The organism is Nesterenkonia sandarakina (assembly GCF_013410215.1).
Taxonomy (GTDB): domain Bacteria; phylum Actinomycetota; class Actinomycetes; order Actinomycetales; family Micrococcaceae; genus Nesterenkonia; species Nesterenkonia sandarakina.
In genome coordinates this window covers 393,682-405,701 of sequence record NZ_JACCFQ010000001.1, presented here as the reverse complement: position 1 = coordinate 405,701, position 12,020 = coordinate 393,682, and the positions used below count along the sequence as shown (strand labels likewise).

Here is a 12,020-nt window from a genome sequence, read left to right as displayed (position 1 = left end):
GCTGGGTCGCCTGCTCAGCGCTGCAGGGCGTCGCGCAGCGTCTCGATCGGGCCGCGGACCTGGGCGAAGGACTCGTCGAAGACCTCATCGGGCATCAGGTACGGGTCCACCACGTCGTCCTGCGCCGTGGCGGTCGCAGCGTGATTACGCTGGCCCGCCACCAGCGGGACCAGGGCCGCGAGCTTCTGCGCGGTGGTCTCCGAGGATGCCATCACCTCGGTGAGGGCGGCTGGCTCCAGGGAATCCAGCAGCCGCGCAAACTCGCGCAGCGTGAAGACCTTCGGTTCGCTCTCGGGGACGTCGGTGAGGATATCGCGTACATGCCCGCGGGTGGCGGTGAGCACGAGCTCGGAGCCGTAAATCATCTCGGGGCTGAGCTGTTCGGCCACGAAGTTCTCGGTGACGGCCCCGTAGTCGAGAAGTCGGTGCTTCATCTGGGGCTCCATATCGTCTCCGACATGCGCCTGGGTGCCGGCCGAGCGCACCTCGATGCCGTCCTCGGAGGCGAAGACGTGGGCGAGCAGCCGGTCCATGGCGGGGGAGCGGCATATGTTCCCGGTGCAGACGGCGAGCAGGGTGTAGGTCTCAGTCATATCTTCCATCTGACCACACTGATCGGCCGCGGGCAGATCTAGACTCATGAGCGTGAAGCCCACGACGCCGGAGGTCTCCGGTCCGCAGCCCGCCAGCACCCCCGCCACCACCGCTGAGAACTCGGCGGGAGGACCGATGTCGATGACGCGGCGCTTCCTGGGCTGGGAGCTGGCGATCGTGCTGGGGCTCTCGCTGGGGCGCTCGGCGGTCTATGCGGTGCTCCAGCTCGCGGAGCGCCTGACGCTGGCCCCACTGGCAGAGCAGAGCGCCACGGTGCAGACCTCACGGTCGCGGGCGGAGTTCTTCGACCTCAGCTATCAGGTGCTGGACTCGCTGTTCGCGCTCTTCCCGGTCGCGCTGGTCTGCTACCTGTTCTTCCTCCAGGGGGTGAACCCGTTCCGTCGCTTCGGGCTTGACCTGCGCCGGCCGGCCCGGGACCTCAGCCTCGGCGTCGGGCTCTTCCTGATCATCGGGCTGGGCACGCTGGTGGTCTACGGCGCCGGGCGGGCCGCGGGGATCACCACCGAAATCATCCCGGCCGACGTCGGGGAGCACTGGTGGACCTCCCCGGTGCTGATCCTCGCCGCGCTGCGGCATTCGCTGCTGGAGGAGGTGATCATGGTCGCCTACCTCTTCGACCGCGCTCGTCGGATCTGGCCCCGAGCGGGGATCTGGCTGATCATCCTGGCCGCCGCGCTGCTGCGCGGGGCGTATCACCTCTACCAGGGCTTCGGCCCGGGCATCGGGAATCTTTTGATGGGGATCATCTTCGGGTGGCTCTATCAGCGCTACGGACGGGTGATGCCGCTGGTGATCGCCCACCTGCTGCTCGATGTGGTGGCGTTCCTGGCGTTCCCGCTGGTGCTGCGGCTGGCCTCGCTGCAGTAGCTGCGACGCACGTGGGGCCCTGACCGAGAACGGTCAGGGCCCCACGTGGTCAGGGTTCAGGCGAGGTCAGTGCTCCTCGTCCTCGTCCTTCCGCTCGACCACCAGGGTCTCGGTGGTCAGCACCAGCGCCGCGATGGAGGCGGCGTTCTGCAGGGCAGAACGGGTGACCTTCACCGGGTCGATGACGCCATCGGCGATCAGATCGCCGTAGACGCCGGTCTTGGCATTGAAGCCGTGGTTCGGTGCCATCTCAGAGACCTTGGAGGAGACGACGAAGCCGTCCTCCCCGGCGTTCTGCGCGATCCAGCGCAGCGGCTGGACCAGGGCGCGGCGCACGATGCCCACAGCAGCTGCGGCATCACCGGTGAGCGCCTTGACATCAGCGTCCTCATCCAGCACCGAGAGTGCGTTGATCAGGGCGGTGCCGCCGCCAGCCACGATGCCCTCTTCGAGAGCCGCGCGGGTGGAGGAGACGGCATCTTCGATCCGGTGCTTGCGCTCCTTGAGCTCCACCTCGGTGGCGGCGCCGACCTTGATGACGCCGATGCCGCCGGAGAGCTTCGCCAGACGCTCCTGGAGCTTCTCGCGGTCCCACTCGGAGTCAGAGGCGTCAGCCTGGGCCTTGATGGTGGCCGCGCGAGCGTCCACATCTTCCTTGGACCCGGCGCCGTCGACGATGGTGGTCGCGTCCTTGGTCACGGTCACCCGACGAGCGGTGCCCAGCGACTCCAGGTCCACCTGGTCGAGCTTCAGGCCCAGATCAGGGGAGATGACCTGTGCACCGGTGAGCACGGCGATGTCCTCGAGCATGGCCTTGCGGCGGTCCCCGAAGCCGGGAGCCTTCACTGCGACCACGTTGAGCGTGCCGCGCAGCTTGTTGACCACCAGCGTGGAGAGGGCCTCGCCCTCGACGTCCTCGGCGATGATGAACAGCGGGCGCTTGGCCTGCAGGACCTTCTCCAGGACCGGCAGGAACTCCGCCATGTTGGAGATCTTGCCCTGGTTGATCAGGATCAGTGGATCTTCGAGGACCGCTTCCTGGCGCTCTGCGTCGGTGACGAAGTGCGGGGAGAGGTAGCCCTTGTCGAACTGCATGCCCTCGGTGATCTCCAGCTCGGTGGAGGTCGAGGACCCCTCTTCGATGGTGATCACGCCGTCGGTGCCCACAGCGTCGAAGGCACGAGCCAGCAGCTCGCCGACCTCGTCGTTCTGCGCGGAGATTGCGGCCACGTTGGCCACCTGCTGGCCCTCGACGTCGCGAGCGTTCTCGCGCAGCCGGCGGGTCACAGCGGCGACCGAGGTCTCGATGCCGCGCTTGATCTCGCTGGGCGCCGCGCCGGCGGCGACGTTGCGCAGGCCTTCCTTGACCAGAGCCTGGGCGAGGACGGTGGCGGTGGTGGTGCCGTCGCCTGCGACGTCGTTGGTCTTGGTGGCGACTTCCTTGGCCAGCTGCACGCCAAGGTTCTCGTAGGGGTCTTCGACCTCCACCTCACGGGCGATGGTGACGCCGTCGTTGGTGATGGTCGGTGCGCCCCAGGACTTGTCCAGGACCACATTGCGACCCTTGGGGCCGAGGGTGACCTTGACCGTGTCTGCGAGCTTATCGATGCCGGCTTCCAGAGCGCGGCGTGCAGCGTCATTGAATTCAAGCTGCTTTGCCATAGGTTAGTGCTCCTTTGAGAGTGTGAGAATCGGAACGTGAGGCGATCCGTGAAGAGCCTTCAGCGGTCCGTTCTTACTTCTCGATGATGGCCAGGACGTCGCGAGCGTTGAGCACCAGGTACTCTTCGCCGCTGACCTTGACCTCGGTGCCGCCGAACTTGGAGTAGATGACGACGTCGCCCTCGGAGACGTCGACCGGGATGCGCTTGCCCTTCTCATCGAAGCGGCCTGGGCCCACGGCGACGACCTTGCCCTCCTGGGGCTTCTCCTTGGCGGTGTCGGGGATGACCAGACCGGAAGCGGTGGTCTGCTCTGCTTCCAGGGGGCGGACAACGATGCGGTCTTCGAGAGGCTTGATGGAGACTGACACGTCAGTACTCTCCTTTGCGTGGTGTGGATTCGGTTTATCTGCACAGGCCCGTGCTGAGCCTCCCGGTGCGTCCGGGGTGCTCGACGAGCCGAAATCTTCTCGCACGCCTTAGGAGTGGCCAACCGTCGTCGCGGTGCCGGATGGTGCCCCGTCAGGCTGATCTCCGCAGGTTGACGGCCCACGGACAAGCTGGCACCCGAGGGTCCCGAGTGCTAAGTCTGACTTTATAGACGGCCTTAGCACTCGGTCAAGCAGAGTGCTAAGGCTTTGGCTCCGGGCGGACGGGCACGGGACGTAGACTTGTCGCTGAGCTATTCGCTTTGACCCCGAGAGGCCCCACCGTGACTGAAACTCATCATCAGACGAGCGCCGCCGGAGGACCGGAGCACGACCCCTTCGGCTTCGTCGGACTGACCTACGACGACGTCCTGCTGCTCCCCGGCGCCACCGACGTCATCCCCTCCGAGGCAGACACCACCACCCGGTTCTCCCGCAACATCGAGCTGCAGTCCCCGGTGGCCTCCGCGGCGATGGACACCGTCACCGAGGCGCCGATGGCCATCGCCATGGCGCGCCAGGGCGGGATCGGCATCCTGCACCGGAACCTCTCCATCGAGGACCAGGCCCGGCAGGTGGACAAGGTCAAGCGCTCCGAGTCCGGGATGATCAGCGACCCGGTGACGATCACCCCGGACGCGACGATCGCCGATCTCGACGAGCTCTGCGCCCATTACCGGGTCTCCGGGCTTCCGGTGGTGGATGGGGAGTCCAAGCTGCTGGGCATCATCACCAACCGTGACACCCGGTTCATCCCGCGCGAGCAGTACCTGACCACCAAGGTCTACGAGAAGATGACCCCGCAGCCGCTGATCACGGCTCACGTCGGGATCCCCAATGAAGAGGTGCTGCGGATCTTCTCCGAGCACCGGGTGGAGAAGCTGCCGCTGGTCGATGACCAGGGCGTGCTCCAGGGCCTGATCACCATCAAGGACTTCGACAAGGCCGACCGCTACCCGCAGGCCACCAAGGACTCCGAGGGCCGGCTCCGCGTGGGGGCGGCCGTGGGCTTCTTCGGTGAAGGCTTCGAACGCGCGATGACCCTGATCGACGCTGGCGTGGACGCCCTGGTGGTGGACACCGCCAATGGGCACACCCGCGGGGTGCTGGACATGATCGCCAGGCTCAAGGCCGAACCGGCCGCTGCCGGGGTGGACGTGATCGGTGGTCAGGCGGCCACCCGGGAAGGCGCCCAAGCGATCATCGACGCCGGGGCCGACGCGGTGAAGGTCGGTGTCGGGCCTGGCTCGATCTGCACCACCCGCATCGTGGCCGGAGTCGGAGTGCCTCAGGTCACCGCCATCTACGAAGCCTCCAAGGCGGCCATCCCCGCCGGGGTCCCGCTGATCGCCGACGGCGGCCTGCAGCACTCCGGAGACATCGGCAAGGCGCTGGTCGCCGGGGCCGATTCGGTGATGCTCGGCTCGCTGCTGGCCGGCTCCGCGGAGTCCCCGGGAGACCTGGTCTTCTACAACGGCAAGCAGTTCAAGGCCTACCGCGGCATGGGTTCGATGGGGGCGATGCAGACCCGCGGGAAGAACACCTCCTTCTCCAAGGACCGCTACTTCCAGGCCGATGTGCCCACCGACGAGAAGCTCATCCCCGAGGGAATCGAAGGCCAGGTGCCCTACCGCGGACCGCTCGAGGTGGTGTTCCACCAGCTCACCGGTGGTCTGCGGCAGACCATGTTCTACGTGGGCGCGCACACCATCGACGAGCTGAAGCACAAGGGCAAGTTCGTGCGGATCACCTCCGCCGGACTCAAGGAATCGCACCCGCATGACATCATGATGACGGTGGAAGCGCCGAACTACCGGCGCTAGTAAAGGAGCAGCTTTGAGCAACGAGATCCCCATCGGCCTGGCCAAGAACGGCCGTCGGGCCTGGGCTCTGGACGATGTCGCCATCGTCCCGAACCGGCGCACTCGCAGCCCCGCAGACGTGAGTCTGGACTGGCGCATCGATGCGTATAACTTCTCCATGCCGGTGATCGGCGCGCCGATGGACTCGGTGATGTCCCCGGCCACCGCCATCGAGCTGGGCCGGCAGGGCGGGCTGGGCGTGCTCAACCTCGAAGGGCTCTGGACCCGCTACGAGGACCCGGCCCCGGTGCTCGCCGAGATCGCGGCGCTGGGCGCCGAGGAGGTCTCGGCAGAGAACACCCGACGGCTCCAGCAGCTCTACTCCGAGCCGATCAAGGCCGAGCTGATCACCGCACGGCTGGCCGAGATCCGCGAGGCCGGCGTCGTCGTCTCCGGCTCGCTGACTCCCCAGCGCACCCAGGAGTTCTACCGCACGGTCATCGAGGCCGGGGTGGACATGTTCGTCATCCGCGGCACCACCGTCTCGGCCGAGCACGTCGCGCAGAACGGTGACCCGCTGAACCTCAAGGAGTTCATCTACGAGCTCGACGTGCCGGTGATCGTCGGTGGGGCCGCCGGGTACACCCCGGCGCTGCACCTGATGCGCACCGGTGCGGCCGGGGTGCTGGTGGGCTTCGGCGGCGGCGCCGCGACCACCACCCGCCGCGCCATGGGGATCCGAGTCCCGATGGCCACCGCGATCAGCGATATCGCCGCTGCCCGCCGGGACTATCTGGATGAGTCCGGAGGCCGCTATGTCCATGTGATCGCCGACGGCGGCATGGGCTCCTCCGGGGATCTGGTCAAGGCGCTCGCCATGGGCGCCGACGCTGTGATGCTCGGGACCACCCTGGCCCGCGCCGAGGAGGCGCCGGGGAAGGGCTGGCACTGGGGACTCGAAGCGGTGCACCCGGACTTCCCGCGCGGGCACCGCACCCGGGTGGGCACCGTGGCGCCGCTGCAGGAGGTCCTCTGGGGCCCCGCGCACCACACCGACGGCTCCTCGAACCTGATGGGCGGGCTGCGCCACGCGATGGCCTCCACCGGCTACGTGGACCTGAAGTCCTTCCAGCGCGTGGACGCGATCGTCTCCCCGATGGGCCAGCAGACCCGCTGAGATCGCACCGCTGGGTAGTATCCGGTCCATGACTCAGAATCTGGCTCCGGCTGCCCGCAGGATAGTGGGCCTCGACGCCCTGATGTGCCTCGCGGCTGCCGTACTGGGCGTGGCCGGGGGACTTCTGCTGGTCGGCCTGGGCGAGGTGCTCCTCGCCGGGTCGACCAGCGCCGCCACCTGGGGCTTCTACCCGGTGGTGTTCATCATCGTGGTGTTTCCCGCGCTGCTCAGCGCCGGCGCTGCCGTGCTCGCAGTGCAGCTCCTGCGCAGATTCTCCGGGACTGAGAAGACTGTGCGCTTCGAGCCCCTGCTGGGGGCCGCCGTGGTGGCGCTGGGCATGTCGCTCGGGATCTTCTCCTGGGGCGGCATGGCCAGCGTCCTGGGCCTGTTGGCGACCAGCCTGCCCGTCGCCGTGCTGACCTGGCTGGGCCTGCGGAAGTCCGGGGCCATCGCCGCCCGCCGCGCCGCTCGGGGTCTGTCCTAGAACCTGCTCTCGGCGCGAGGGTGGGATGCCGCGGGGCTCACGCCCTGCAACATCCCACCCTGCGACATCCCACCCTGCTCACCGACGCCTCACCCGCTGCGCCGGCTTCAGCGACGGCTGGACCAGCTCAGCAGCTGCCGGCCGCTTCCCAGGGGCCGTACTGGTTCCCCGGCTCCTGGTTCCGGGTGTACCACTTCGCGGTGTAGCTGAGCCCCTCGTGCACGATGGTCTCGCCGCCGTCGAACTGGGAACTCGGCGCCCACTGCGGCAGGCTCTCGCCGCCGCACATGGTGGGCGCACCGATCTGCGACCAGGCGCTCCACGGGGTGGCTCCCGGGGTCTGGTTCTGGGTGTACCAGAGCGCCCGGTAGACCCCGCCCTCGTGACTCACGGTGTCCCCGTTGGTGTAGACCGCCGCCGAGTCCCAGGCCGGGTGCTCGGGGGTCTCGCCGGTGTCTCCGTCGCCCTCATCGTCTCCGTCGTCACCGTCTCCGGGGGCCGCGGGGCCGGAGAGCGCCAGGTCGGCGAGGATCGGGTCGTGGTCGGAGGAGCGCCACTGGTCCGGGGTGTGCAGCAAGGTGCCCACCGAGTTGTACCGGCTGTACTCCAGCGCCAGGGGCTCCACGGCGTTGATGTTCCAGATCTCGGTCTGCACCACGTCCGCCGCAGCGGCCTCGGAGGCGAAGAGGTGATCCAGGGACCCCACGGCGCCGCCGAACATGTAGCTGTACCCGCCGGTCTCCGCGGAGAGGTTCGCATAGCCGGCGTCGGCGATGACCTGGATCGGGTCCTCCATCTCATAGGAGTTGAAGTCGCCCATCAGGAAGACCTTCTCGGTCTCGGCCTCCTCCTCCAGGGCCTCGGCGAAGGCCACCAGCGCCTCGGCCTGGCGCACCCGGTCCCCGTTGAAGGAGCCCTGCCCGTTGGTGTCGGCGTTGTCTCCGCTGCCGCTGCCGCCCTTGGACTTGAAGTGGTTCACGATCGCCAGGAAGCTGTCCTCAGACTCTGCCTGGCCTCCCTGTGCCCCTGCGTCCACCGCGGTGAACTCCTGGGCCAGCGGCTCACGGGCGTTGGAGAAGATCGCGTCCAGGTCCAGCTCCCCGAGCTGGCTCTGGTCCAGGTCTTCCACGCCGTCCTCGAAGAGGATCCGGGAATCCCCTTCCGGGGCCACCCGGTCGGTGCGGTAGATGAATCCGTTGCGGATCACGTCTTCCGCCGCGGGCACCTGCTCCGGGGATTCCACGTAGTCCCAGGTACCTGCGCTGCCCTCGGCCTGGTTCAGCGCCTGGACCAGTGCCGCCAGGGCATGGTCCCGGCCGCCGTCTTCGAAGAAGTGCCGGGTGTTCTCGATCTCCTGGAGCGCGACGACGTCGGCGTCGAGCCCGGAGATCGCCGCGACGATCTTGGACTCCTGACGCTCGAAGCTGGCCTGGCTGTAGGCGCCCCGGGCATCGCAGAAGTCGTTCGTGGTGGGCTCGCCGTCGATGTCGGTGTAGAACTCACAGCCCGGCTCATCCTCACCCAGGGAGATGAAGTAGTTGAGCACGTTGAATCCGGCGATTCGCACATCGCCCTCGCGCTCCGCCGGGGACTCGTTGCCTTCCCGGGTGTTCTCGAAGCTGGCCGGCTGGACCTGCTCGGCGGTCTCCGGGGTCAGCTTGGAGAGCGGCTGCAGACGCCATTCCTCGAAGCGGTAGTCCATGATCACGTCGGTCTCCCAGAGCACCTCGGCGCCGACCCGGATCGGATCCTCGATGGTCAGGTACGGCAGGGGCTGTGCGCGGTCTGCGCTCCAGGACTGCCAGGAGGTCGACGCCGCGTCATCGAGGTAGATCACCCGTTCCTCGTTCTGAGCGGCCAGCGCCTGGGCCTCAGGTCCGGGCCGGAACGCCGAGGTGGGATTCACCAGCGGCTCCTCGCCGAGCACGATGCCGATCTCGCCATACTGGTTCAGCGTGTAGTGGTCGGTCACGGTGTAGGTTCCCTGCGGGTCCAGCAGCATGCCCAGCAGCGATGCACGCTGTTCCGCATTCTCCGGGACCTCGATGGAGGCCGGCTTCACCGCCTCGAAGGGCTCGTCCTGGATCAGTGCGAGCTCGTGGTGCGGGGTCTGCGTGGACCCCGGGTAGAGCGCGATCTGCGGGTTGTCGAAGTAGACCGTGGCGTCGCCGGTGATCTCCACGAAGTCACCGATCTGAACGCTGTCTTCAGCGATCGCAGTGGGGGAGTAGACGAAGATCGCATCCGAGGTCTCGTGGTCTTCGAGATCCACGTCCCCGCCGGTGCCGGCGGTCTGCAGGTAGAAGCCGTTGAAGCTCTGCTGCGCAGGGTAGACCGCGGTGACCACGCCGCGGGTGGTCACCGGGAGGTCCTCCTCACCGGCGCCGTCCAGGGCCTGGTTGATCTCGGCGATCTCGAGCTCATCGGGATCGGTGGGCTCGGGATCGGTGGGCTCGGGATCCGTGGGCTCAGGGTCTGTGGGTTCCGGATCGGCGGGCTCGCTGGGTCCCGGTTCACCGGGCTCGTCCGGATCCGTCGGCTCAGGCTCGCCCGGCTCAGTGGGTTCCGGCTCGCCCGGCTCTCCCAGGGTCTCCCCGGCGGCGTTGGTCGGAGAGGGCTCGCCACGGGTGAAGTCAGCGGAGTTGTCATCGGTGTCAGCACCGGAGGTGCGGCTGATCGATGTGGCGTTCGTGCCGGTGGAAGCCGGTGCCGTCTCGAAGGTGTTGCTGGTGCCGAAGCCCAGCAGGTCTGCCACCTGGTCGTGGTTCACCACCGAGTCCACGGGCAGCTCGCTGAGCGTCTCGGAGGTGCTGGCCAGGATGAAGGTGCCTCCGGCAGCCGCGCCGATGGCCGCTCCGGTCTGGGCATCCGGGGTGGGCAGGGTGGCGCCGTCGCCGTTGTTGCCGCCGCCCTGGATCAGGTAGTGGCCATTGGGGGCGATCTCCCCGCCGAGCGGAATCGTCGTGCTCGGCGCGCCCGTCGTCGTCCTGGCCCGGTACTGCAGGGACCACTCGCTGAGGTCCACGGCCACCTCGCAGGTGTTCAGCAGCTCCACGAACCGGTGGGAGAGTGCAGCGGAACCGCTGCCGCCGTTGGGGAAGGCCTCGTTGATGACGACGCAGTTCGCGCCGCCCTCGCTGTCGGTCTCCTCGGGGGCTGGTGGGGCGGTGGAGCCGAAGGCCGGAGCTGGGGCCAGCAGGGCCGCGCTGAGCCCCAGCGCGGCAAGTGCGCGGGGGAGTGGTCGTCCTCGCCCGGGTGGGGAGACGTCGCGGGAGGTGTTCATCAAGGTGGAGTCCTCTTCGGGTCTAGGTGATCGTCCTGCGCTCACCGATGGTCACGTCAGTGCTGCATCCAAGGGTCGGGCGGGCCGCGAGCAGACCGCCGCCGACCGGGACCACCTCGAATCCAAGCAAAGTCATGTGAACAGGATGCTACGGCGAGGGAAACCCCCTTCCTCCAGCTCGGCGGCGAGCACGCGAACCGTTGTGCCTCGCGGCGGCGAAGCGGACGGCGGACCCTGTATACCCCCTGGGGTATTATGGAGTCACTGTTCCCCCGAGAAGAAGGAGCCACCATGTGCCGAGCCGTGACCTGTAAGACCTGCGGAAAGACCACCTGGGCCGGATGCGGCCAGCACGTGGATCAGGTGATGCGCGGGGTCAGTGCCGCCCAGCGCTGTCCGGGGCACGAGCCGGCACCCTCGAGCGGGTTCTTCAGCCGGATCTTCGGCCGCTGAACCTGTCCCGCTGGTGCCAGGCGCGGGTGAAGACACGAAGAAGCCCGCCGGTCTGATCTCTCAGACTGACGGGCTTCCATCGGCGGAGGATGGGGGATTTGAACCCCCGAGGGCGTGAACCCAACACGCGTTCCAAGCGTGCGCCATAGGCCGCTAGGCGAATCCTCCTGGCTGCTCCCCGCTGGCCTGCCTTATCGGCACGGCCCTCGAGAGCAGACTTCATACTAGCGGAGAACCGACGCATAATGCACATCGGGCCCCCGTAGGATGGGTCACTGCCGTGATCTGACCTGAGGAGAGGGGATACCGATGCCCGCCGGACGCTACGCACCGAGTCCCTCAGGGGAGCTGCATCTGGGCAATCTGCGCACCGCGATGCTGGCCTGGCTCTTCGCCCGCTCCACCGGCCGGAGATTCCTGCTGCGCTTCGAAGACCTCGACCTCGAGCGCACCGTGCCCGGGGCGGAGGAGCAGCAGGCCGAGGATCTGCGCGCGATGGGAGTCAGCTTCGACGACCAGGACGGCGCCGGGCTGATCCGGCAGTCAGAACGGATGGATCGCTATGCCGCGGCCATCGCAGAGCTCACGCAGAACGGGATGACCTACGAGTGCTTCTGCTCGCGCCGAGAGATCCGCGAGGCGACCCGAGCACCCCACGCGCCCACCGGCGTATACCCGGGCACCTGTCGGAACCTCAGCGAGGACCAGCGGGCGCTCCGTCGGGCGCAGCGGCCAGCCGCGCTGCGGCTGCGGGCCCCCCGGTCCGGAGCGGGCGTCGCAGAGGAGTTCTCCGCCGAGGACGTGCTGCTGGGCCGGATCACCACCGCGGTGGATGACTTCGTGATCCGACGCAACGACGGCGCCCCGGCCTACAACCTTGCGGTGGTGGTCGATGATCAGCTCACCGCGGTGGACCAGGTGGTTCGCGGAGACGACCTGGCCTCCTCCACGCCGAACCAGGCCTATCTGCGCGGACTGCTCTACGGCGCCGAGGCCGCCGCGCAGGTGCAGTACGCCCACGTGCCGCTGGTGCTCAACACCGAGGGCAAACGCCTGGCCAAGCGCGACGGCGCCGTGACCCGCGCCGCGCTGAAGGACCAGGGGGTCGACGCCGAGGCGCTGCGCGACCTGCTGCTGGTCTCACTGGGACTGCCCGCGGGCCCGCTGGACCGGGCCCTGAGGTCCTTCGACCCGCAGGCGCTGCCCAGCGAACCGTGGGTGTTTCAGCCCCCGGCCAGCTGACACCCCCT

Annotated in this window: 9 protein-coding genes and 1 tRNA gene; 5 read left to right on the top strand and 5 right to left on the bottom strand. The window is 68.1% G+C overall.

Annotation, left to right across the window (positions count from 1 at the left end; translation table 11 throughout):
* Window positions 1-14: 14 nt before the first annotated feature.
* A complete protein-coding gene (locus HNR11_RS01850; protein ID WP_179440870.1) occupies window positions 15-593 on the bottom strand; it encodes an arsenate reductase/protein-tyrosine-phosphatase family protein in 579 nt (192 codons plus the stop codon).
* Between the two features lie 136 nt (window positions 594-729).
* Here HNR11_RS01850 and HNR11_RS01845 point away from each other — a divergent pair, with 136 nt between their 5' ends.
* Window positions 730-1,482, top strand: a complete 753-nt coding sequence (locus HNR11_RS01845; protein WP_425488271.1) for a CPBP family intramembrane glutamic endopeptidase — start codon at window positions 730-732, stop codon at window positions 1,480-1,482.
* A gap of 66 nt (window positions 1,483-1,548) precedes the next feature.
* Here HNR11_RS01845 and groL read toward each other — a convergent pair whose 3' ends face one another.
* Together groL and groES are read right to left on the bottom strand one after the other, a co-directional pair.
* Entirely contained in the window at window positions 1,549-3,144 is a 1,596-nt protein-coding gene (gene groL, locus HNR11_RS01840) for a chaperonin GroEL (protein ID WP_179440866.1), read from the bottom strand.
* 73 nt (window positions 3,145-3,217) lie between these two features.
* Window positions 3,218-3,514 carry a co-chaperone GroES gene (groES, locus tag HNR11_RS01835; RefSeq protein ID WP_058887472.1) on the bottom strand — a complete coding sequence of 99 codons (297 nt, stop codon included), beginning with the start codon at window positions 3,512-3,514 and terminating at the stop codon, window positions 3,218-3,220.
* Window positions 3,515-3,855: 341 nt separating this feature from the next.
* Between groES and guaB the strand changes: the two genes are divergently transcribed.
* The 3 genes from guaB to HNR11_RS01820 are packed head-to-tail and all read left to right on the top strand — an operon-like array spanning window position 3,856 to window position 7,034.
* On the top strand, window positions 3,856-5,394 hold the full coding sequence (gene guaB, locus HNR11_RS01830) for an IMP dehydrogenase (RefSeq protein ID WP_058887471.1): 1,539 nt from the start codon (window positions 3,856-3,858) through the stop codon (window positions 5,392-5,394).
* Window positions 5,395-5,407: 13 nt separating this feature from the next.
* Complete coding sequence (locus HNR11_RS01825; RefSeq protein WP_058887470.1) at window positions 5,408-6,550, top strand: GuaB3 family IMP dehydrogenase-related protein; 1,143 nt, start codon at window positions 5,408-5,410, stop codon at window positions 6,548-6,550.
* Window positions 6,551-6,578: 28 nt separating this feature from the next.
* On the top strand, window positions 6,579-7,034 hold the full coding sequence (locus HNR11_RS01820; RefSeq protein WP_179440865.1) for a hypothetical protein: 456 nt from the start codon (window positions 6,579-6,581) through the stop codon (window positions 7,032-7,034).
* A gap of 127 nt (window positions 7,035-7,161) precedes the next feature.
* On the opposite strand, the gene HNR11_RS01815 is transcribed toward HNR11_RS01820, so the two are convergent.
* Together HNR11_RS01815 and HNR11_RS01810 are read right to left on the bottom strand one after the other, a co-directional pair.
* A complete protein-coding gene (locus HNR11_RS01815) occupies window positions 7,162-10,317 on the bottom strand; it encodes an ExeM/NucH family extracellular endonuclease (protein WP_179440863.1) in 3,156 nt (1,051 codons plus the stop codon).
* Between the two features lie 536 nt (window positions 10,318-10,853).
* Window positions 10,854-10,938: transfer RNA gene (locus HNR11_RS01810), tRNA-Ser, on the bottom strand.
* Window positions 10,939-11,079: 141 nt separating this feature from the next.
* Between HNR11_RS01810 and gluQRS the strand changes: the two genes are divergently transcribed.
* Window positions 11,080-12,012, top strand: coding sequence for a tRNA glutamyl-Q(34) synthetase GluQRS (gluQRS, locus tag HNR11_RS01805; protein WP_179440862.1), 933 nt, complete (start codon window positions 11,080-11,082; stop codon window positions 12,010-12,012).
* The last annotated feature ends 8 nt before the right edge of the window (window positions 12,013-12,020 follow it).

Coding starts and splice junctions, on each gene's coding strand:
- HNR11_RS01850 (WP_179440870.1), bottom strand. CDS start 593: ATGACTGAGACCTACACCCTGCTCGCCGTCTGCACCGGGAACATATGC.
- HNR11_RS01845 (WP_425488271.1), top strand. CDS start 730: ATGTCGATGACGCGGCGCTTCCTGGGCTGGGAGCTGGCGATCGTGCTG.
- groL (WP_179440866.1), bottom strand. CDS start 3,144: ATGGCAAAGCAGCTTGAATTCAATGACGCTGCACGCCGCGCTCTGGAA.
- HNR11_RS01820 (WP_179440865.1), top strand. CDS start 6,579: ATGACTCAGAATCTGGCTCCGGCTGCCCGCAGGATAGTGGGCCTCGAC.
- HNR11_RS01815 (WP_179440863.1), bottom strand. CDS start 10,317: ATGAACACCTCCCGCGACGTCTCCCCACCCGGGCGAGGACGACCACTC.
- gluQRS (WP_179440862.1), top strand. CDS start 11,080: ATGCCCGCCGGACGCTACGCACCGAGTCCCTCAGGGGAGCTGCATCTG.